This is a genomic window from Proteus sp. CD3, assembly GCF_008808075.1.
In the GTDB taxonomy this organism is placed as follows: Bacteria; Pseudomonadota; Gammaproteobacteria; order Enterobacterales; family Enterobacteriaceae; genus Proteus; species Proteus appendicitidis.
Genome location: NZ_CP019686.1, coordinates 718,691 through 740,307 on the forward strand (window position 1 = coordinate 718,691; position 21,617 = coordinate 740,307).

23 protein-coding genes are annotated in these 21,617 nt (G+C 38.6%); 9 read left to right on the forward strand and 14 right to left on the reverse strand.

Annotation, left to right across the window (positions count from 1 at the left end):
• The first annotated feature begins 71 nt into the window (after positions 1–71).
• The 3 genes from glsB to BTA34_RS03160 all read left to right on the forward strand — a co-directional run bounded on the left by glsB (position 72) and on the right by BTA34_RS03160 (position 2,882).
• Complete coding sequence (gene glsB, locus BTA34_RS03150) at positions 72–998, forward strand: glutaminase B (protein WP_151434467.1); 927 nt, start codon at positions 72–74, stop codon at positions 996–998.
• Between the two features lie 22 nt (positions 999–1,020).
• A complete protein-coding gene (locus BTA34_RS03155) occupies positions 1,021–1,758 on the forward strand; it encodes a DUF2884 family protein (RefSeq protein ID WP_151434468.1) in 738 nt (245 codons plus the stop codon).
• A 173-nt stretch (positions 1,759–1,931) separates the two neighbouring features.
• Positions 1,932–2,882, forward strand: a complete 951-nt coding sequence (locus BTA34_RS03160) for a siderophore ABC transporter substrate-binding protein (RefSeq protein WP_151434469.1) — start codon at positions 1,932–1,934, stop codon at positions 2,880–2,882.
• 122 nt (positions 2,883–3,004) lie between these two features.
• Here BTA34_RS03160 and hemW read toward each other — a convergent pair whose 3' ends face one another.
• From hemW to BTA34_RS03185, 5 genes are read right to left on the reverse strand one after another with little or no spacing between them, the layout of a single operon-like run.
• Positions 3,005–4,135 carry a radical SAM family heme chaperone HemW gene (gene hemW, locus BTA34_RS03165; protein ID WP_151434470.1) on the reverse strand — a complete coding sequence of 377 codons (1,131 nt, stop codon included), beginning with the start codon at positions 4,133–4,135 and terminating at the stop codon, positions 3,005–3,007.
• Positions 4,128–4,721, reverse strand: a complete 594-nt coding sequence (locus BTA34_RS03170; RefSeq protein WP_151434471.1) for an XTP/dITP diphosphatase — start codon at positions 4,719–4,721, stop codon at positions 4,128–4,130. Before BTA34_RS03170 ends, hemW begins: the two co-directional genes overlap by 8 nt.
• A gap of 13 nt (positions 4,722–4,734) precedes the next feature.
• Positions 4,735–5,292, reverse strand: a complete 558-nt coding sequence (locus BTA34_RS03175; protein WP_151434472.1) for a YggT family protein — start codon at positions 5,290–5,292, stop codon at positions 4,735–4,737.
• A gap of 18 nt (positions 5,293–5,310) precedes the next feature.
• On the reverse strand, positions 5,311–6,129 hold the full coding sequence (gene proC, locus BTA34_RS03180) for a pyrroline-5-carboxylate reductase (protein WP_151434473.1): 819 nt from the start codon (positions 6,127–6,129) through the stop codon (positions 5,311–5,313).
• A gap of 14 nt (positions 6,130–6,143) precedes the next feature.
• On the reverse strand, positions 6,144–6,842 hold the full coding sequence (locus tag BTA34_RS03185; protein WP_151434474.1) for a YggS family pyridoxal phosphate-dependent enzyme: 699 nt from the start codon (positions 6,840–6,842) through the stop codon (positions 6,144–6,146).
• Between the two features lie 21 nt (positions 6,843–6,863).
• Here BTA34_RS03185 and BTA34_RS03190 point away from each other — a divergent pair, with 21 nt between their 5' ends.
• Entirely contained in the window at positions 6,864–7,868 is a 1,005-nt protein-coding gene (locus BTA34_RS03190) for a type IV pilus twitching motility protein PilT (RefSeq protein ID WP_151434475.1), read from the forward strand.
• Positions 7,869–7,915: 47 nt separating this feature from the next.
• On the opposite strand, the gene ruvX is transcribed toward BTA34_RS03190, so the two are convergent.
• From ruvX to rsmE, 4 genes are all read right to left on the reverse strand, one after another.
• Positions 7,916–8,335 (reverse strand): Holliday junction resolvase RuvX, encoded by a 420-nt coding sequence (gene ruvX, locus BTA34_RS03195; RefSeq protein WP_151434476.1) that lies wholly within the window; start codon positions 8,333–8,335, stop codon positions 7,916–7,918.
• Entirely contained in the window at positions 8,335–8,898 is a 564-nt protein-coding gene (locus BTA34_RS03200) for a YqgE/AlgH family protein (protein ID WP_023581015.1), read from the reverse strand. The genes ruvX and BTA34_RS03200 overlap by 1 nt, the downstream gene beginning before the upstream one ends.
• A gap of 141 nt (positions 8,899–9,039) precedes the next feature.
• Complete coding sequence (gshB, locus tag BTA34_RS03205; RefSeq protein WP_023581014.1) at positions 9,040–9,996, reverse strand: glutathione synthase; 957 nt, start codon at positions 9,994–9,996, stop codon at positions 9,040–9,042.
• Between the two features lie 10 nt (positions 9,997–10,006).
• Complete coding sequence (gene rsmE, locus BTA34_RS03210) at positions 10,007–10,738, reverse strand: 16S rRNA (uracil(1498)-N(3))-methyltransferase (RefSeq protein ID WP_151434477.1); 732 nt, start codon at positions 10,736–10,738, stop codon at positions 10,007–10,009.
• A 251-nt stretch (positions 10,739–10,989) separates the two neighbouring features.
• On the opposite strand from rsmE, the gene BTA34_RS03215 reads away from it, so the two are divergent.
• The gene (locus BTA34_RS03215; protein ID WP_151434478.1) at positions 10,990–11,643 is read left to right on the forward strand and encodes an A24 family peptidase; all 654 of its coding nucleotides are present in this window, start codon (positions 10,990–10,992) and stop codon (positions 11,641–11,643) included.
• Positions 11,644–11,756: 113 nt separating this feature from the next.
• Here BTA34_RS03215 and BTA34_RS03220 read toward each other — a convergent pair whose 3' ends face one another.
• Positions 11,757–12,425 (reverse strand): DsbA family protein, encoded by a 669-nt coding sequence (locus BTA34_RS03220; RefSeq protein WP_151434479.1) that lies wholly within the window; start codon positions 12,423–12,425, stop codon positions 11,757–11,759.
• Entirely contained in the window at positions 12,413–13,285 is an 873-nt protein-coding gene (locus tag BTA34_RS03225) for an MBL fold metallo-hydrolase (protein WP_151434480.1), read from the reverse strand. The genes BTA34_RS03220 and BTA34_RS03225 overlap by 13 nt, the downstream gene beginning before the upstream one ends.
• Before the next feature lie 105 nt (positions 13,286–13,390).
• Here BTA34_RS03225 and BTA34_RS03230 point away from each other — a divergent pair, with 105 nt between their 5' ends.
• Positions 13,391–14,311 carry a LysR family transcriptional regulator gene (locus tag BTA34_RS03230; protein WP_151434481.1) on the forward strand — a complete coding sequence of 307 codons (921 nt, stop codon included), beginning with the start codon at positions 13,391–13,393 and terminating at the stop codon, positions 14,309–14,311.
• Here the strand turns inward: BTA34_RS03230 and BTA34_RS03235 are convergent.
• Positions 14,288–15,214 carry a LysR family transcriptional regulator gene (locus tag BTA34_RS03235; RefSeq protein WP_151434482.1) on the reverse strand — a complete coding sequence of 309 codons (927 nt, stop codon included), beginning with the start codon at positions 15,212–15,214 and terminating at the stop codon, positions 14,288–14,290. The two genes, BTA34_RS03230 and BTA34_RS03235, sit on opposite strands and share 24 nt — an antisense overlap.
• 112 nt (positions 15,215–15,326) lie before the next feature.
• Here BTA34_RS03235 and lysA point away from each other — a divergent pair, with 112 nt between their 5' ends.
• Positions 15,327–16,568: a diaminopimelate decarboxylase gene (gene lysA / locus BTA34_RS03240; protein WP_151434483.1), complete on the forward strand. Its 1,242-nt coding sequence runs from the start codon at positions 15,327–15,329 to the stop codon at positions 16,566–16,568.
• Between the two features lie 112 nt (positions 16,569–16,680).
• On the opposite strand, the gene fadE is transcribed toward lysA, so the two are convergent.
• Positions 16,681–19,128: an acyl-CoA dehydrogenase FadE gene (gene fadE, locus BTA34_RS03245; RefSeq protein ID WP_151434484.1), complete on the reverse strand. Its 2,448-nt coding sequence runs from the start codon at positions 19,126–19,128 to the stop codon at positions 16,681–16,683.
• Between the two features lie 238 nt (positions 19,129–19,366).
• Here fadE and lpcA point away from each other — a divergent pair, with 238 nt between their 5' ends.
• Complete coding sequence (lpcA, locus tag BTA34_RS03250; RefSeq protein ID WP_006534804.1) at positions 19,367–19,945, forward strand: D-sedoheptulose 7-phosphate isomerase; 579 nt, start codon at positions 19,367–19,369, stop codon at positions 19,943–19,945.
• A gap of 53 nt (positions 19,946–19,998) precedes the next feature.
• The gene (locus BTA34_RS03255) at positions 19,999–20,766 is read left to right on the forward strand and encodes a class II glutamine amidotransferase (RefSeq protein WP_109373915.1); all 768 of its coding nucleotides are present in this window, start codon (positions 19,999–20,001) and stop codon (positions 20,764–20,766) included.
• Here BTA34_RS03255 and BTA34_RS03260 read toward each other — a convergent pair.
• Positions 20,737–21,504, reverse strand: coding sequence for a L,D-transpeptidase family protein (locus BTA34_RS03260; protein ID WP_151434485.1), 768 nt, complete (start codon positions 21,502–21,504; stop codon positions 20,737–20,739). The genes BTA34_RS03255 and BTA34_RS03260 overlap by 30 nt on opposite strands.
• Positions 21,505–21,617: the final 113 nt, after the last annotated feature.

Genomic DNA, 21,617 nt, shown 5'->3' on the forward strand with positions numbered 1-21,617 from the left:
AAAGTTATACATTTAGCAAATGATTACAAGGGCATCCAAAAGGATGCCCTTGTCTGTCTGGGGAAGGGACTGTGACTACAACGTTATCTAACGCATTACTGTCAGATATTTTGCAACAAATTCACCCATTAATTGGGCAAGGAAAAGTCGCGGATTATATTCCCGCATTGGCTCAAATACCTCCAGAACAGCTTGCTATGGCTGTTTATACGGTTGATGGTGAACTTTATCAATCAGGTATGGCAGATAAGCGTTTTTCGATTCAATCTATTTCTAAAGTACTTAGCTTAACGCTTGCTTTAACACGTTATGAAGAAAATGAAATTTGGCAACGTGTAGGAAAAGAGCCATCAGGGCTGCCTTTTAATTCCTTGATACAGCTAGAAATGGAAAAAGGAATACCACGAAATCCTTTTATTAATGCGGGTGCCATTGTTATCACTGACATGTTGCAATCTCGACTGAGTGCGCCTAAGCAAAGAATGTTAGAAGTGATCCGTTTTCTTACTGATACTCCTGACATTGGTTATAACTCCGTGGTTGCAAAATCAGAGATGGAGCATCTTAGTCGTAATGCATCAATCGCTTATTTGATGAAGTCTTTTGGTAATTTTGAGAATGATGTTATTACGGTGCTTGAAACTTATTTTCACTATTGCTCAATAGAAATGAGTTGCACCGAATTAGCACGATGTTTTAGCTATTTAGCTAATCAAGGTACGTGTGTGGGTAATAAAAATCAGATTATTACGCCAAGACAAACCCGACAAATAAATGCGTTAATGTTAACTTGTGGCATGTATGATGGTGCAGGTGAATTTGCATTTCGTATTGGTATTCCCGGAAAATCTGGCGTGGGTGGTGGCATTATTGCCGTTGTTCCTGATGCTTTTACGGTTGCTGTTTGGTCACCAGAGCTGGATAAATCAGGTAACTCATTAGCAGGTTGTGCAGCACTTGAATTATTAGCAAACAAAGTAGGGCGTTCCATTTTTTAGGTGTGTTTTCAGGAGAGCTGTTATGAATTTAAGAAATATTGCTGTCACACTGTTTTTTGTTGCAGGTACAGCAAATGCATCACCCAGTTTTGATTGCGCTGTAATGCCAAAAGATGATTTACGCATCACCTCTGAATTTGTTGAAGTTGCTGGTTCACATGGTTTAATGGTTATTTATCCTGATGGCACATTATTTCAAAATGAAAAAAGTGCCACACTGACACCTCAACAACAAGAATTAGCCAAAAAATATCAAGCAACAGTAAGACGAGACGTACCTTGGTTAAGAACTGAAACAGGGGTAAAACTGCAAGATTCTCGCAAAGTGCTTGATAAAGTCGTGATTGAAGCTTTTGGTAAAGAAAGTAATATCCTCAATAGATTAAGTCGATTAGAGAAAGATCTTAATCAGCAAATGGATAGAGTGGTCAGCATAGAGCCGAATAACATTACGTTCCATTCTCAAGCCATTAAAGAAGTTGAAACCAAAGGCCGTGAAATCGTAGAAAGCAGCCTAGGTGGTATGTTGCAAGACAGTATTAATGAATTGGGGAAAAAACAGTTATTAGCCGCTGCTGGTGGCGACAGTAAAAAAGCCTTAGGCGGATTATTAGGAAGCTTAGATGGTTTCCAAAAGATTATAGATCAGGAGTGGAAGCAGCAAGAAGCCGCGTTTACTCAATTTGGTCAGCAAGCTTGTAGCAAAATCACACAGATGGAAAATCAACGTGTTGAATTAATTAATGCATTAAAGAAGTAGCTGCTCTGTCTCTCTAATGATTAGGTTATTAACCAGATAATTAATGAGCTTTACAAATAGCAAACTCACAATAATTGAAAATAATAATGAAAATCATTCTTGTTCAATTGACTTGTGGGGAGAGCTGTTTAGAATGCCCTGTTTGAGTATTCCACTTAAACAGGGCAAAATTAATGAAGAAGATCCTTCCTTTAGTTATCGCATCTATCCTTTCTGTAACGAGTTTCTCAGCGTTAAGTAAAACGCCAATTGAATATCAACCTAACCAAATTATTAGTCAACAGAATGACAAAATGGTGATTAAGCATTTGTTAGGTGAAACGTCGGTCACTAAGAACCCTTCAAAAGTTGTTCTATTTGATTTTGGTTTATATGATTCTTTAGTTCAGTTAGGTTTAGCCGATAAAGTGGTAGGGTTGCCGTTAGGTAATGCGCCTGCTTATATTAAAGGAAGTATTGCAAGTAACGTTGCTAATGTCGGAGGTATGAAGTCGCCTGACTTAGAAAAATTAGCAGAGATTAAACCTGACTTAATTATTATTACAGGTCGTCAAGGTGCGTCTTATGAGGCTTTAGCGAAAATTGCACCTACTGTTAATTTAGGGACTAATAGTGCTAATTATCTCAATTCTGTTGAGTCAAACATCAAATTATTAGGTGAATTATTTGATAAACAGCAAGCGACTCAAGAGCAACTTACTAAGTTAAATACAGTTATTGAGCAAGCTCAGAAAAAAGCGGCTGGATCTGATAAAAAAGTATTAGTTCTAATGCATAATGATGGCAATTTAATGCCTAATAATCAAAGCGTTGTTTATGATGTCGTTAAAGCTAAACGTGCTGAATTACCACCGGTTGCTGAAGAAGATAAAGGTAAACGTCGTGTCGTTACCCCTGAAATGATCGCAAAAGCGAATCCTGATGTTATTTTAATTGTTGATCGTAGCGAAGCAATTGGCGCAGGTAAATTAGAGAAAGCCACCTTTGAAAATAATGAAGTGAAAACAACATCGGCTTATAAAAATGGCGATATTGTTTATCTGCAAGCAGATCTTTGGTATCTCTCTGGAGGGGGATTAGATAGCTTAACTAAGCAGATTGAAGCGGTAGAAAGCGCACTTTAAGATTTCTATAATCGTTTAAGTCGCTTTATCATAAATAAAAAAATGCCCATATTATGAATGAACTGATCTCAGTTCAATAACAGTATGGGCGTTTTTAAATTAGCTATTTGAAATCAGCAATATTAAAGAAATAGCTCAAGTAATGAATTTAAAAATAGCTTGCCGTGAGGGGTTATTTGCCAGTGAGAGTCAGTTTCACTGATATAACCTAATGACAATGCTTCATCTATTTGATGGCGAATCACTTCTTCAGAAAGCCCCGTGTAATCACTGAAATCTTGTCTTGGAAATGCTTCTAATAGACGAAAACGGTTCATAAAAAATTCAAATGGACGGTCATCATTATCAACAAAATTTTGCTGGTGGAGATAACGCCCCGCCATAAAACCTTTAGGGTGCTTGGTTTTGACTGTTCGCATTATGCGACCATCTTCAAAGCTTATTTTTCCATGAGCGCCACAACCGATACCTAAATAATCACCAAAACGCCAATAGTTTAAGTTGTGCTCACACTGAAAGCCCGGTTTACAATATGCCGATGTTTCATATTGTTGATAACCTGCGGCTGTCAGTAATTTATCGCCTTGTGAGAAAATATCCCACAGCATATCGTCATCAGGTAATTTAGGTGGACGAGAGCCAAATTGTGTATTGGGTTCAATGGTTAATTGATACCAAGATAAATGCGGTGGAGATAACTCTATTGCTTGCTGTAAATCCGAAAGCGCTTGAGATAATGATTGGTCTGGCAACCCATGCATTAAATCTAAATTAAAGCTACGTAAGCCTAATTCTTTGGCTAAACGAGCCGCATTTTTAGCTTCATCAGCATCATGAATACGCCCTAGGCGAATAAGCTTATCGTTACCAAAACTTTGCACACCAATAGAAATACGATTGACACCCGCACGCTGGAATCCAGAAAAACGTTCAGCTTCTACGGTTCCTGGATTTGCTTCCATAGTAATTTCTGCGTTAGGGCTAACAGCAATACGCTCTTTCACACCATAGAGTAAATCAGCCATTGACTCAGCGCTTAATAAACTAGGTGTACCGCCACCAATAAATATTGTTTGTACTTCACGGGAGCCAACGTGAATAAGATCGGCATCTAAATCATTGAGTAAATGTTGCACATATTCCTGATGTGGTACTTCTCCTTTTAAGGTGTGTGAGTTGAAATCACAATAAGGACATTTTTGTACACACCAAGGAATATGAATATACAAACTTAATGGGGGCAACTTAAGCATTCTTAAGGGCATCCAACATTAATTTAAGTGCTTTACCGCGGTGTGAATGCTGATTCTTTTGCTCTTTAGTTAATTGTGCAGCAGTACAATTTAATTCAGGAACAAAGAAAATAGGATCGTAGCCAAATCCACCTTCACCGTGCATTTCTGTGCTTAATATACCGTGCCAAATACCGTGGAAAATCAGTGGAGTTGGATCGTTTTCATGGCGCATATAAACCAATACACAGTTAAATTGAGCTTGGCGTTTTTCAGCAGGTACATCTTTCATTGCATCAAGCAATTTATCCAGATTTTGCTGATCGCTTGCATCAACACCCGCATAGCGTGCTGAGTAAATCCCTGGCGCGCCACCTAATGCATCAACTGAAATACCTGAGTCATCGGCAATGGCAGGTAAACCTGTCACTTTTGCGGCATGACGCGCTTTAATTAGCGCATTTTCAACAAAGGTTAAGCCTGTTTCTTCAACAGAATCAACACCAAGCTCTGTTTGAGCAACAATATCTAAACCAAAATCAGAAAGCAAAGAGGCTAGCTCTTTGACCTTCCCCGGATTTCCTGTTGCGAGAACGACTTTTTGCATGAGTGTTATCCTCTTAGTAAAGGGTTACGCTAAGTAGCCATTGTAAAACGTCTACTCGTAGATAATTCAGAGCGTAAAGTACAAGAATAACAATCATTGCAGAGAAATCTAAACCGCCCATTGCCGGAATTACACGACGAATTGGCGCCATTAAAGGTTCTGTTAATTGATATAAAAGATGATCAATTGGGTTACGACCTTGGCTTACCCAGCTAAGAATTGCGCGGATAATGATCAACCAGAAAATCATCTTACCGGCTGCTGTGAGCAGTTCAATAAAGGCAAATGGGAACATTAAAGAGAAAGGAATAGATGTCCCTGATAAGTAAGATGGAATAATAATACCAAGCAGAATGAGGATATAGGCTAATAAGACTGAAGCGGTATCAATAGGACCAATAGAAGGAATAACACTTCTTAATGGACGAACAATTGGCTGTGTGATTTTGACGATAAATTGTGAAAAAGGATTATAAAAATCAGCTCTGACACATTGCATCCAAACACGTAATAGAAGTACGGATGTGTAGAGTTGAAGAAGAGTCAGAATGACGAAATTTAAAAAATTCATTAGTTGGCCCTGATGAAATTAAAATTGTTTTTCCATTTCTTGCGCACGTTTAATTGCAGCTTGCATGGCAGAAGCGACGTTTTCAGGTAATTTTCCTTCATAAAACTGCATAAGTGCAGCCGCTGTCGTTCCACCTTTTGATGTTACTTGCTCACGTAAAGTTGAGAAAGGCAACATATGTTGTTTCTCAGCTAAAGCGGTAGAACCACTTGCGGCTTGTTGCACAATAGCTCTTGCTACTTCAGGTGAAAAACCTAAACGTTCAGCTTCTTGTTGCATGGATTCCATAAACAAGAAGAAATAAGCGGGTGCACTACCAGCAACGGCGATAATATCATTGATGGCAGATTCTTGCTCTACCCAAACAGTTGTTCCGACACTTTTCATTAATTCGTCAGCAAACTGTTTATCTTGAGATGAAAGTGAATTGTGTGCAAACATACCACTTAAGCCTTTACCTACTAATGCCGGAGTATTTGGCATAATGCGAACAAGCTGTAATTGAGTCGCAAAATAGTCGTTATAACGTGTAGCAGGAATGCCAGCAGCGATAGTAAGGACCAACTTTTTACTCATTGCGATATTTTGTAAGGGCTTACAAACTTCTTCCATCATTTGTGGTTTGACTGCCAGCACAATGACATCCGCTTTTTGAACGGCATCAATATTGTCATTAGTACTATGAATGCCGAACTCTTTTTCTAAAGGTTCACGGCGAACGGCAGAAGGTGAGCTAACGGTTATCTTATGTGCTGGATATCCGCCTTGAATCAACCCTGCAATAATGGCATGAGCCATATTTCCAGCGCCAATAAAAGCGATGTTACGATGTTCCATATAAACCTCTATTTCTACTTAGTCGCGTAATCTCTTGCGCCAAAAATTGCTGTACCAATACGAACGAGCGTTGAACCACAAGCAATCGCCGCTTCCATATCACTCGTCATTCCCATAGATAACGTATCTATATTGGGATATTGAGATTGTAATTGCTTAAATGCGAGATGCATTTTTTTTAACACTTCAACTTGTTTGTCATACTCACTTTCAGGTGCTGGGATCGCCATTAATCCACGTAATTTAATACCTGAAAGAATAGAAATTTGCGCTGCTAACCCATCAAGCTCTGTCAGATTAATACCTGATTTACTATTTTCATCACTGATATTGATTTGAATAAGCACATTTAATGGTGGCAATGTGTCAGGACGTTGGTCACTTAATCTTTGCGCAATTTTTAATCTATCAATGGTATGGCACCAATCGAAATTCTCAGCAACAAGGCGTGTTTTATTTGACTGTAAAGGACCGATAAAGTGCCAAACTAAGCTGTTGTTATTAGCAAAATAATGGATTTTATCAACACCTTCTTGGACATAGTTTTCACCAAATTCAGTTTGTCCACATGCTATTGCTTTTTCGATGTCACTCGCAGGTTTTGTTTTACTCACTGCAAGTAGTGTTATTTCTTCTGAAGAACGGCCGCATTTCTGCGCTGCTGTGTCAATGTGAGACCTGACATTGACGAGATTCTGTTTAATAGTATTCATGGCAACTCAGGAGATAATAAGATGAAAATGGAAAATTTAATTGCATATAGTGTAAAGCATAACGCTTCGGATCTGCACCTTTGTTGTGGTGATGTACCTCGATTGCGGATCAATGGGATACTTTATCAACAAAATCAATGTAAACCTATCACTTCTGATAGTCTACTCACGTGGCTCCTGCCTTTTTTGAGTGATGCTCAAAAGCAAATTTTTGAGCATGAAGGGCAGGTTGATATGGCACTTACGCTGTCTTGTGGGCAACGACTTCGTGTTAATTTATTTCGTCAACAAAAAGGTGTTTCCGCCGTATTAAGGATCATTGAAACACAAATTCCTTCTTTAGATAAACTTCGAGTACCCAAGTCGGTTTCAACATTATTAGATAATTATTCTCATGGGCTTATTTTAGTGACTGGCGCAACCGGAAGTGGGAAATCATCGACATTAGCTGCAATGATCAATCATTTAAATCAATATCAACGTCAGCATATTTTGACATTAGAAGATCCTATTGAATTTATGCATAGTAATAAGCAAAGCATTGTACAGCAAAGGGAAATAGGGCGAGATGTTCAACATACAGCAAATGCAATAAAGAGCGCTCTACGCCAAGATCCGGATGTCATTATGTTGGGTGAATTAAGAGATGCACAAAGTATTCAGTTGGCATTAACGGCGGCAGAAACAGGGCATTTAGTGCTGGCAACATTGCATACTCAAGGAGCAGTACAAACGCTTGAGCGCGTAACTAATGTCTTTACAGGTAATGAACGTCAATGGGTTTCATCACAATTAGCGTGCAGTTTAAAGGCGATAATTTCACAAGAGTTAGTGCCTTCAACTGAAGGTGGGCGTGTGGCATTATTTGAAATAATGCAGGTTACGCAGGGTATTTCGCATCTTATAAGAGAAGGCAAATACCACCAAGTGACAACATTAATGCAAACAGGTAGCGAATACGGAATGCAAACCTTCATGTTAAGTCGGCAGCAACGCCAACATGAAGGTTTAATTCAAGCGGAGTGATAACTTATAAGTAAAAATAAGTGGTGTCACAAGGTGGAACTTATGTTTTAAAACTGCTGTTCAAACCAGCTTTCAAGAATAATAACGGCAGATGCTGCATCTACACTGCCTTTATCTAAGGAACGGTAACCACCACGTTCAAAAAGATGAGCGCGAGCTTCTACGGTGCTAAGGCGTTCATCATGCAATGCAATTTGTACACCAAATCGACCATGAAGGCGATTAGCAAACTTTTTAGCTTGAGTTGTGACTAACTGTTCGGTGCCATCCATATTAAGAGGTAAGCCGACAACCACTAAATCAGGTTGCCACTCTTTTATGATTTTTTCGATTAGAGTCCAATCAGGAATGCCATCTTTTGCTTTAAATGAGGCTAATGGTCTTGCGGTTCCTGTAACTTCTTGACCGATAGCGGCACCAATGCTTTTAGTACCGAAATCAAAGCCCATTACCGTTCTGTTTGACATTATGCATGACCCGCTATTGGTGAAATGGTGTGGATATTAATCCCAATTAATTCAGCGGCTTTATGCCAACGCTCAGCAATAGGGGTATCGAAAATAATTTGAGGCGAGGCTTCAACTGTTAGCCAGCTATTTTCTAAGATTTCTTTCTCTAATTGGCCTTGTTCCCAACTGGAATAACCTAGAGAGACTAATGTTTTTTCTGGTTGTCTTGCTGTGCCTAAGGTTTCTAATACATCTTTGGACGTTGTGATCATTGTGCTGTCACTAATTTTAATGCTAGAGCTAAAACCTGAAACTGGAGTATGCAAGATAAAACCATGTTCTTCTGCAACTGGGCCTCCTGACATCACAGGTTTTTGTAAGCTAATCGCTTCGTCTCTATCAGTCGAAAAAATTTCCAGTTGATCTAATACACCTTCCACAGAGATGTCTTCGATAGGTTTATTAATAATTAAGCCCATCGCACCGTTTTCATTATGTTCGCAAACATAGACGACCGAGCGTTCAAATAACGGATCGCTTAATGAAGGCATAGCAATAAGAAAATGGTTAAGTAAATTCATAATAGTCGTACTGTTCCCTGATCATTTTTATTAAAAAACCTAGCCCTTTATACATTGTTTTTCTTAATGTATACCATTTATTGATTCATATATGGGGGCTAGGTTCATGCTTTTAAACCCGTTAATCTTTGTGTTTAAAAGTTAGTTTTTCTTGTTTAAGCGTACTTCAATGGCATCCATTAACATGCCTGTAATAGAAACATCAGGATAAGCAGCTTCAATTTCACGGGCGCAGGTAGGGCTTGTCACGTTAATCTCAGTTAAACGATCGCCAATAACATCTAATCCAACAAAAATAAGCCCTTTTTGTTTAAGAATAGGTGCGACTTGGCGCGCAATTGCCCAATCACTTTCTGTTAATGGGCGTGCTTCTCCACGGCCACCAGCTGCTAAGTTACCTCGCGTTTCACCTTTTGCAGGAATTCGAGCTAAGCAATAAGGCACTGGTTCGCCATCAACAACAAGAATACGTTTGTCGCCGTTAACAATTTCAGGTAAGAAATTTTGTGCCATACAGAAACGATGACCATGTTCTGTCAATGTTTCAATAATAACACCTACGTTTGGATCATCTTTTTTCAAGCGGAAGATTGATGCTCCCCCCATACCATCGAGTGGCTTGAAAATAACATCACCGTGTTTTTCATGGAAAGCACGTAAATGCTTAGCTTCACGAGTGACTAATGTGTCTGGTGTTAATGTTGGGAACCATGCAGTAAAGAGCTTTTCATTACAGTCACGTAAGCTTTGTGGTTTATTAACGATGAGTGTTCCCATATCTTCAGCGCGTTCTAAAATATAGGTTGCGTAGATAAATTCGGTATCAAAAGGCGGATCTTTACGCATTAAAATGGTATCTAGTTCACCTAAAGCAATATCCTGCTCTTGGCCAAATTCAAACCATTTTTCTGGGTTTTCTTCTACGCTGAGTAAACGAGTGTGAGCGCGTGCTTCACCTTGGTGTAGGTAAAGATCGTTCATCTCCATATAATGAATTTCCCAGCCACGGCGTTGTGCTTCTAATAGCATCGCAAAGCTGGTGTCTTTTTTGATTTTGATGGATGAAATAGGGTCCATCACAATACCTAATTTAATCATTACTTCTCCTTTATCCCAGATCGCCGAACCGAACCTGCAAAGCGGTGATTGCGGTGAGTGCTGTTGTTTCAGTTCTTAATACACGAGGACCTAATAAAATATCAGTAAAATGGTGTTCTGCTGTCATGGCGATTTCTTCAGGGGAAAGCCCACCTTCAGGACCAATCAATAAACGCACTTTTTTAACAGGTAAGGGTAAGGTATTAATACTTTGGTTAGCCCTAGGATGTAGATTGAGTTTTAAACTATCATCATTTTGAGCGCACCATTCTTCTAATGACATCACCGGCATTAATTGTGGGATGCTATTTCTACCACATTGCTCACATGCTGAGATAATAATTTTTTGCCATTGCTGATGTTTTTTCTCTAAACGACTAGGGTCAAGTTTAACACCACAGCGTTCTGAGATCAGTGGAGTGATCGTATTAACACCTAACTCAACTGATTTTTGGATCGTAAATTCCATTTTCTCGCCTCGTGAAAGCACTTGCCCTAAATGGAGGTCGAGAGGGGATTCTTTATCATCAACAATGCCTTCATTAATTTGCACAGTGACTGACTTTTTTGTGCTTTCTATGATTTCAGCATCAAATACCTGATTTGAACCATCAAACAGTGCCAGTTTTTGCCCAGTAGACATTCTTAATACACGCCCAACATGATTAGATGCTTCTTCATCTAATGCTGTTTGAGTACCTGCTGTGAGTGGTTCTGGATGATAAATGCGAGGAATACGCATAACGTGAAACCCTTACGTAAAAGATGGTTAACCGTGATAAATAAAATATGTGATATGCATCATACGCATGACATTATGGCATGCAAGTTATCACTTTGCTTTTGTCGTTATTATAGCGTGGATCTTATTGCGTGTTTTGTCGCAAAATTTCATGTTTTCATTGTAATTAGAAAGAAAATTCTCGGTATTAAATGGATACTCTTATACAGTCGTTTAACAAGGATAACGAGGTATCTAAGGAGTAGATATTTATGCCATTAAGCCGTTGTTGTTTTATAAAAACACCTTTGCTCTCTTTTTTGAATGACTTTCTTATTTTTATTAAGTTTTGTCTGCCTTTTTCTCTCTTATTTTTGTTACCTAAAACCCGTCGTAAACAATTTGTCATAAGCTACCTTATTATTTGTTTATATTGGTCTTTTTCAATTTATTCGTTTTCTTTATTGATAATACTTTCTGTATTAAGCTTTTATTTGTTAATGCTCTCTTTCTTTGATGCTGACTATTTTCTTTTGCCTAATACGTTAACTTATTGGCTAATATTTTTAGGGTTGTTGTGTAATTACACTGCATATGGATTAGTGTCTTTTGAATATGCTTTTTATGGTTTTCTAGGTGGTACGGGGCTTTTTTATAGCATCTATTTATGGGGATATTTTATCTGCCAAAAATGCATTTTAGGTTTTGGCGATGTGAAATTATTTGGTGCTATTGGTGCATGGTGTGGGTTTGAAAAATTACCCTATATTCTTTTGCTTGGCTCTTTTTTAGGATTAAGTGTGTATTTTGCAGTATTAATCACAATAAAAGATCACATAAAAAAAGTGGCATTTGGCTCTTGTCTTTCATTTTCTACATTAATGGTATTAAGTTGCTATTTTTCGTCTTACAGTCCCTTTAATTAATTGATTTCAATGTTTTTTTATGAGTTATAGCAAAAACACAAAATAGTAAGAATAATAAGAATGGAAATAAAAAAGGCAGTGTGCGGAAATTAATCAGCACACTGAAAAGAAGATTATAGGTTTTCTTTTATAAATTGCTGCCAACGTTTTGTATCACCTAAATATTTTTCAACCGATATCAGGCGATAACCTTGGTTATCTTCAATAAATAAAGTCGGAAAACCTCGACCATTTACTTGGTTCATTAATTGTTGTGTTTGGCTTAAGTGCTGTTGAATTTGAGTTTCGTCAATTTCGGACAGTAAGGACGCAAATTGTTCAACATCAAAGCCAAGTTTTTTCACAATAAATAGCAGTGTATCTTTGTCACTGATATTTAAGCCATCAAGGTAATAGGCCTCTTGCAGTGCTTTTAGTAAATAAACACCACGGTTTCCCATTTTTTCAGCAACAAGGATCGCTGAAATAGGTAACAGTGAATTTAATACCATTTCAGTGTTACCAAGAGCGTCATGGTATGCGCGACTAAAAACTTGGCCTGATAATTGGCTAATACGCTCATCAATTGGCGTAACATGCTCTTTCCATGATTGACCACCCGTTACTGCTCTTGCGGGTGTAAACAATCCACCACCATGTAACTTAATGGAATTTGGAAATGCATTGCTTACTGCTTCAATCAGGGGCGCAATACCGTAGCACCAACCACAAAGAGGATCATAAACATAGTGCAATATTTTAGTACCTTGGGTATTACCTGTATTGCTTGTTACTGAGGCCACTGCATCTCTCCTTTTAGTACTTTTGCACTAAGCTCTAAACTTGATTTATCTGCTAAATTCTGATGATTTTTTTCCATCGCTGCAATAAATTCATCTGAATTTTTCGTCTTTTCAAGATTTTTCTCAGCTTCAATCAGGTAATTCATTGTGAAGTCAACTGCTTGTAGATCATATGTTGCTTTTGGTAAATAGTGACCAGGAATAACAGTTTTTGGAGATAGTGATTTTATTTGCTGTAACGCGCTAACCCAATGTTGGCGTTCTGCCACGGTTTGTGTATCTGCTAACCAAACATGAATATTTTCAGAAACTAAAACACCACCCATCACTGCATTAAGTTTTGGAACATACAGGTATGTTCTATCTGGAGATAGTCCGTCTAAGCCTTTGACTGAAATAGTTTCACCTTCAAGAGAAAAACTATCACCTTTTAGTACTTCAGGAATGATAATTTTCTGAGGGGCATTTTCTTTAAGTACAGGCCCCCAGTAGGCAAGTTTTCCTGCTTGGGTTTCGTTAATGGCTTTAATGGTGGGTGCTGTAGCAATTACTTTGGCATTTGGAAATGCCTTAGTAATGACATCTAACCCAAAATAAAAATCAGGATCAGAATGGCTGATATAGATATAAGTCAGATTTTTTCCAGAGGCTTTTATTTTGTCAACCAACGCTTGTGCATCATTTTTTTGAAATTGTGCATCAATTAATACAGCATCTTTATCGCCATAAATAATTTCAGAAGAAACTGGGAAAACACTCGCTTCTCCTGGGTTATAAATATCTAATGTTAAATCAGTTGCTAGCGCTGATGTTGCGAAGAAGGCGGTAGTTGCAAGTGTTAAAGGAAGTAATTTTTTCATCTTTTGTTTTCTCCATAATGTTGTTGCTGACTATAATATGTTGCATAAAACAAGAGAAAAACCCTATTTTAGGCAATTGATTGTTGCGTAAATCGAGTAAATGAAATGGATAAAATAAAAGCATCAGAAGTGTTTGTCACCATTGTGAAGCAGGGAAGCATGATAAAAGCTGCTGATTATCTAGGTATGTCTAGAGCGATGGTGACGCGATATTTAAATGAAATGGAAGAGTGGGCAGGGGTGCGTTTATTGCACAGAACGACACGCAAACAAAGCCTAACATCAGTAGGTGAAATGGTATATGAACAGAGTTTACAGCTATTAGAAATGGCTGAACGTATTCCTGCCAATATTCCGAAAGAACGTCATCAAATCAGTGGGCTTGTTCGTATTACCAGTTCACAATCATTAGCAAATAGTATTTTGTCAGTAGCGATATGCGAGTTTATGCAACGTTATCCTTTAATTGCGGTTGATTTACAAATTACCAATCAAACCGTGAATTTGGTGGAAGAACGTATTGATATTGCATTGCGTATTACGAATCACCTTGAACCTAATTTAATCGCACGCTCGCTAGCAACATGCCTTTCGGTGGTGTGTGCGCATAAAGATTACTTAGCAAAAAAAGGCATACCTCAAACGCCAGATGAACTTGCTCAGCATCAATGTTTAACTTATCGATTTTTTGGGCGCAGTTTGTGGGAATTTAATTTAGGTGATGAACGTTATTCAGTGCCTGTTGGCGGTAATTTAAGTGCAAATGAATCGGTTGTTTTATTGCAAGCTACGTTAAAAGGAGTAGGTATATCGCTACAACCTTATTATTCAGCCAAACCTTATCTTGAAAGCGGTGAATTAGAACAAGTTTTGTCTGACTATCAAGCGCTGCCGATGGGAATTTATGCAGTTTTAGCGAGCCGACAAAATATGCCTGCGGCTGTCAGAGTATTGTTGGATTTCTTAGTAGAGTGGTTTTCATCATCACCTTATTGGCTCGCTTTATCGGGTAAAAGCTTGGGTTAGTCGCTTAGGGTAGTCTGATAATGTCTTTTTCATCACATCAATAAAATAGGCAACAAGTTGTGATGAAGGGCGATGTGATGGGGTAATTAAGCTGATGGTAAAGGGGATTGAAAAGCTTAAAGGACGAAGACAAATAGGCTTATCTAAGTAATCAAGTGCGGTAATCGGGTTAACAATTGAAATGCCGATATTTTCACTCACCATGGCACAAATAGAGGCAGCACTTTGTGTTTCCATCACTAGCTGTCGTGTAATTCCATCTTTAATAAAAACGCTATCAATCAATTGTCGGTAGCTATCATTGGCCGACAAGCTAATAAAACGCTGACTTTGAAAATCAGCAGGATTTAACAATGGCTTGTTACACAATGGGTGAGACTTGGGTAAAACAGCGACTTCATTGAGTGTAAGCACAGTTTCTTGTTGGGTGCCCGCAGGTGTTTGTGTGTGTTCAGTCAATCCTAAATCATAATGTTGAGCCGATAGCCACTCTTCTAATAACGGGGATTCTTGAGGAACAATGGTTAAGTTAACATCAGGATATGTATCTAGAAATTGTCGGCAAATTGAAGGTAATAATGATTGAGCAAATGCGGGCAAACAGGTGATATTCAATTCTGCTTGGTTAAAATGGCGAATGTTTTCAGCAGCGTTAATTATTCTATCTAAGCCATAATAAGAACGCTGTACTTCCTCAAAAAAGCGCAACCCTTCAGTTGTGGGTTGTAAACGCCCCTTTATTCTATCAAATAATTTAAATGCTAATAGATGCTCAAGACGAGATAACTCTCTACTGACAGTGGGTTGTGATGTTTTCAGTAACTCTGCGGCTTCAGTCAGATTCTGAGTGGTCATCACTGCATGAAAAATTTCAATATGCCGCCAATTAAAAGGAGCTTTCATTGTCCATTCCTATATCACAGATGAATAGAGTGTAGCTTATTTGATATTTTTATTCCCTTTTAAGTTAATAAATAATGAATTTATTCACCCGCGACTTTTATGAGTAGATAACATGACAACATCAATAACTATGGCTCAATACCAATTAGCACAAACTTATGGAACGCCATTATGGATTTATCAAGGCGATACAATTTCTCAGCGTATTGCTCAGCTTAAATCTTTTGATGTGGTTCGGTTTGCTCAAAAAGCATGCTCCAATATTCATATCTTACGTTTAATGAAAGCACAGGGTGTGAAAGTGGACTCTGTGTCATTAGGAGAGATTGAACGTGCTTTAGTTGCGGGTTATCAATGTGGCAGAGAAAAAAGTGAGATTGTCTTTACGGCTGACTTACTGGATGAAAGAACCCTTGAACGTGTTGTGGAGTTAGATATTCCTGTTAATGCTGGCTCTATTGATATGCTTCGTCAATTAGGTGAACACAATCAAGGGCATGCGGTGTGGATTAGAATTAACCCCGGATTTGGTCATGGGCATAGCCAAAAAACCAATACGGGTGGAGAAAACAGTAAGCATGGTATTTGGTATGAAGATGTGCCTGAAGCGTTAGCGGTGATCCAACAATACAATCTAACTTTAGTCGGTTTTCATATGCATATTGGCTCTGGTGTTGATTATCAACATCTTTCTAGTGTTTGTGATGCGATGGTAGAGCAAGTGCTTACCTCTCAAGTTGATATTCAGGCTATTTCGGCAGGAGGCGGATTATCAACGCCTTATCAAGAGGGTGATGCAACAGTCGATTTAGATCACTATTTTTCTTTATGGGATAAGGCACGTCATCGTATTGCACAACACTTAGGGCACTCTGTTGAGTTAGAAATCGAGCCGGGACGTTTCTTAGTGGCGGAATCAGGTGTATTGATTTCACAAATAAGAGCCGTTAAATCAATGGGAAGCCGTCATTATGTGCTGGTGGATGCTGGATTTAGTGATTTAATGCGTCCTGCAATGTATGGCAGTTATCATCACATTTCAGTTTTAGATAGTCATGGTCAAATAAAACCAATGTCAGAATTACAAGAGACGATTGTGGCAGGTCCTTTGTGTGAATCTGGAGATGTTTTCACTCAAGAAGAGGGAGGAATGGTCACACCTCGTTTATTGCCTCAAGCACAGGTCGGTGATTATTTAGTTATTCATGATACTGGGGCTTACGGTGCTTCAATGTCATCTAATTATAATAGCCGACCACTTATTCCTGAAGTGCTGATAACAAAGGGTGTTCCTCAATTAATTCGTCGCCGCCAAACAATAGAAGAGTTATTAGCGTTGGAGTTAGATCTCTAATTTATTCTTTTTATTAAACATGCTTTATTGAAAAATAAAAAAACACCTCATGACTTAACGTAATGAGGTGTTTGTGTTTTATCAGGGGGAGTATTTCCCTTTATATCTGTTGTTAAGCTGCTTTGTCTGTTTTGACTTTGTCAGCTTTCGGCTTTTTTGCAGGTACCGCCAATGCATCAAAGTCAAGCTCATCAACATTAATACTCCGTAAGCGGCTCTGTTCTGCTTTACGTAAGATATTGGCTTCTTCTTGAGTTACGCGTTTATCAGCCAGTGCTTTGTCCGCTAATTTATCTAATTGAGTAAAGCTAAACTTCTTCTCATAAAGGCGACAAATACGGTCAAAAATAGGCTCAGCAGCTAAGATATCCAGTAGTGCTTCTTCCATTAAACCATGTGGATTATGCTCGCTCGGTGTTAAGTACTGACCTCTACCAATGCGATCACGAGTTTCAGAAGGTTGTTGGATAAGTTGCGCGACTTTGCTATCTAATTTATCTGATGGTAATTTTTGAGCTTTACCCAGTGGGAAAATAATTGCACGCATCGTTCCTGCAATAACACGGCTTGGAAAATTGCGTAGCAGTTCATCAATTGCATTTTCAGCTTGGTATAAACACTCTTTTACGCTCCAATGTACCAGAGGTAAATCCGCAGTATGGCGTCCTTCATCTTCATAACGCTTAAGAGCGGCAGAAGCGAGGAAGATATGACTTAATATGTCACCTAAACGTGCTGAAATACGTTCACGACGTTTTAAGCTTCCACCTAAAACGCCCATTGAAACATCAGACAATAGCGCCATATTGGCACTTAGGCGGTTAATTTGTTGATAATAACGGCGGGTTTCATCATTAGTTGGAGAATGACTTAATCGACCATTAGTGATACCTAACCATAAACTACGTAAGGTATTACTTGCCACATGACCAATATGACCAAATAAAGCGCGGTCGAAATCATGTAGGTTATTATCTCGTGCCGCTGCAATTTCATCTAATACATAAGGATGGCAACGAATAGCACCTTGACCATAAATGATCATGCTACGAGTTAAAATATTGGCACCTTCAACTGTGATGGCAATTGGAGAGCCTTGATAAGAACGTGCGACAAAGTTTGATGGCCCAAGGCAGATCCCTTTACCACCAACGATATCCATTGCATCAATAACGCCACGTTGCGCTCGGTGAGTACAGTGATATTTCACGATAGCTGATAATACGGCGGGTTTTTCTCCCAGCATAATACCCGTAGTAATTAAGGTCGCTGCAGAATCTAAAAGATAGGCGTTACCAGCTAGGCGTGCTAATGGCTCTTCAATACCTTCCATTTTGCCAATTGGAATTTTGAACTGACGACGGATGCGAGAATAAGCGCCTGTTGCCATTGCCACACTCTTTAACCCACCGGTAGAGTTTGAAGGTAGAGTAATGCCTCGACCAACAGAGAGACATTCCACCAGCATTCTCCAACCTTGACCTGCCATTTTTGGTCCACCAATGATGTAATCGATAGGAACAAAAACATCTTTACCACGCGTCGGCCCATTCATAAAGGGTACGTTCAATGGGAAATGACGATGACCGATTTCAACGCCTTTGACATCAGTTGGAATTAACGCGCAGGTAATGCCTGGGTTTTCATCATTACTTAATAGATGGTCAGGATCGCGTAATTTAAATGCTAATCCTAATACGGTCGCGATAGGGGCAAGCGTGATATAGCGTTTATTCCATGTTAAACGAAGACCAAGTACTTGCTCGCCTTGCCATTCACCCATACAGACAACACCACTATCAGGAATAGAGCCAGCATCAGAGCCAGCTTCAGGGCTTGTTAAGGCGAAACAAGGAATTTCATCACCTTTAGCTAAACCTGGTAAATAACGTTTTTTCTGTTCATCAGTACCGTAGTGTTGCAATAGCTCACCGGGACCTAAAGAGTTAGGTACACCAACCGTGATGGCTAAAATACCAGATACCCCTGATAGTTTTTGCAATACGCGTGATTGAGCGTAGGCTGAAAATTCTAACCCGCCGTACTCTTTTTTAATGATCATCGCAAAGAAGCGATTATCTTTAAGGTATTGCCAAATTTCGGGAGGTAAGTCAGCTAGTTCATGAGTAATTTCAAAGTCATTTGTCATGCGACAAACTTCTTCGACAGGTCCATCAAGGAAAGCTTGCTCTTCAGCAGTTAGCTGTGGTTTAGGGTAATTATGAAGTTGTTTCCAATCGGGAGCGCCTCGGAAAAGCTCGCCTTCCCACCATGTTGTACCCGCATCAATAGCTTCTTGTTCAGTTTTAGACATAGAAGGCATGACTTTTTGAAATGCTTTAAGTGCAGGTACTGAGATATAGGCTTTACGAATAGAAGGGATAGCAAAGGGTAATAAAACCAATGCAACGGGAAGGAGTAACCAGTAACTCCAAATATTGGCGACACCCATAACTAATGTATAAGCAATAAGTGCGAAGCTACTTACTGCGATACCGTATTTGCGATAACTAAGTACACCAATAAGAACAATAAAAAGTACGATACTGAGTAGTGTCATAATAAACTCCTGTATTTAGCAAGAGATCAGAGGTCAGACCTGTTGTTTGTTATTTAGATCTAATCTAGTCACTAACTTTTATCAATATATTTACATTCTAATTACAATATAGCTCACAAATTATTCGTAAATGAGAGAAGTTAGCATTTGTCGATAATCAGTATCTTCTTTCATGACATTTAATCCGTTACACTGAGAAACAGAAAATTTCGATTACCCTTTCTGGAGTAAAAATCCTATGTACCAAGATCTTATCCGTGGTGAATTAACAGAAGCAGCAGATACACTTTCTCGTTTTCTTCAAGATGATGCAAATATTGAAGCTATTCAAAAAGCGGCAGTATTATTAGCAGATTCTTTTAAAGCAGGCGGTAAAGTATTATCTTGCGGTAATGGTGGCTCTCATTGTGATGCAATGCATTTTGCAGAAGAATTAACTGGACGTTATCGCGAAAATCGCCCCGGTTATCCTGCCATTGCTATTTCAGATGTAAGCCATATCTCATGTGTAAGTAATGATTTTGGCTATGAATATATCTTCTCCCGCTATGTTGAAGCTGTGGGTAAAGAAGGTGATGTTCTGCTGGGTATTTCAACCTCAGGCAATTCAGGCAATATCATCAAAGCAATTAGTGCTGCGCGTGAAAAAGGCATGAAAGTCATTACGCTAACAGGTAAAGATGGCGGAAAAATGGACGGTACAGCCGATATTGAAATTCGTGTACCTCATTTCGGTTACGCTGATCGTATTCAAGAAATTCATATTAAAGTTATCCATATTCTGATCCAATTAATTGAAAAAGAAATGGAAAAATAATTTGTTGATATTGCTATAAATTAGCAAGAAATATCAACAAGAAGGAGTGAGCGATGTGTGAGTTGTTAGGCATGAGTGCAAATGTACCGACAGATATTAATTTCAGTCTAAGTGGATTAATTCCAAGAGGTGGTAAGACAGGACCTCATAAAGATGGTTGGGGAATTACTTTCTATGAAGGATTGGGATGTCGTACATTTAAAGATCCTCAAGCTAGCGCAATTTCACCAGTCGCTCGCTTTGTGCAAGAATACCCTATTAAATCAGAGGCTGTGATTGCTCATATTCGCCAAGCGAATCGAGGTAATGTCTCTTTAGAAAATACCCATCCTTTTACCCGTGAATTATGGGGAAAAAACTGGACTTATGCACATAATGGTCAACTAAAAGGTTATCAATCTCTTGATACTGGGCGTTTTAGAGCCATTGGGCAGACGGATAGTGAAAAAGCATTTTGCTGGATCTTAAATCAGCTCGATAATCGCTATAAAAGAACCCCTGCGAATTGGTCTGCTGTATTTCGTTTTATCGCTGTTTTAGCCTCTCAATTAAAGCAAAAAGGGGTTTTTAATATGCTGTTGTCAGATGGTCGGTTTGTAATGGCATATTGTTCAACTAATTTACATTGGATCACACGTAAAGCGCCTTTCGGCAAAGCGAAATTACTTGATCAAGATGTAGAAATCGATTTCCAGCAACACACACAATCAGATGATGTGGTTTCTGTTATTTCAACATTACCATTGACTGGAAATGAATCTTGGCAGCGTATTCCCGCTGGCGAGTTTGTCTTATTTGATCGTGGTGTGCGTATTCTGTAACCATTTGCTTTCACTATTTTGCGATAAGTTAAGGATAGGATTGACACTATTAGGTGAAGTCAACGTGCTATTAACGAAATAACGCCCATCTTGAACGGTAACAGATGGGATTTGTTTGCGTTCTTCAACATATTGGTAGGCTGGCATAAGTTGTTGCCAGAAATCCATATCTTTTGAATACTGATGTTTTTTCATATTTTCAGCGGTCATTCTAAATGGAAAAATATGAATATTAATCGTAGATTGCCCCCCTAGTAGCGCCAATTCAGCATACTGATAAATTTCATCCATCACTGGATCAGTCATTGCATAGCAACCAACCGATTTACATGCCCCGTGGATCATTAAAAAATCGCCTGTATATCCTTTTGATTTGTCATATTGATTAGGAAATCCCAGGTTGATTGCTCGGTAAAATCGACTATTCGGATTTAATTGTGAGAAATTAACCTGATAAAAACCCTCAGGGCTTTTTAAATCCCCTTGAAATTTTTTAGGGCCAAGACCTCCGGAATAGCTACAAATAGGGTAAGTACGTACTTTTTCTAATTGCCCATCTAATTTTTCTGTATAAAGTTCAAGTAAGCTTTCTTCTTTGAAAATCTGAATATAGATAGGCTGCCCTGTACTTTTTTTAACAGGTTTCATTAGAAAACTTGAATTGTTTTCAGCGTTAACTAATAAGGAAATTAACATTAATGTTAAAAAACTGATTAGTTGTTTTGCGTGACTGGTCATGGTTTTATCAGAAAAATAGCTTAAAATTTGTTGATAAAGTAGATCTTAGATTGCTATGAAGCAATAAATTTGTAAATTAAAATCTGATATGGTTTCTTTTCTTTTACAAAATA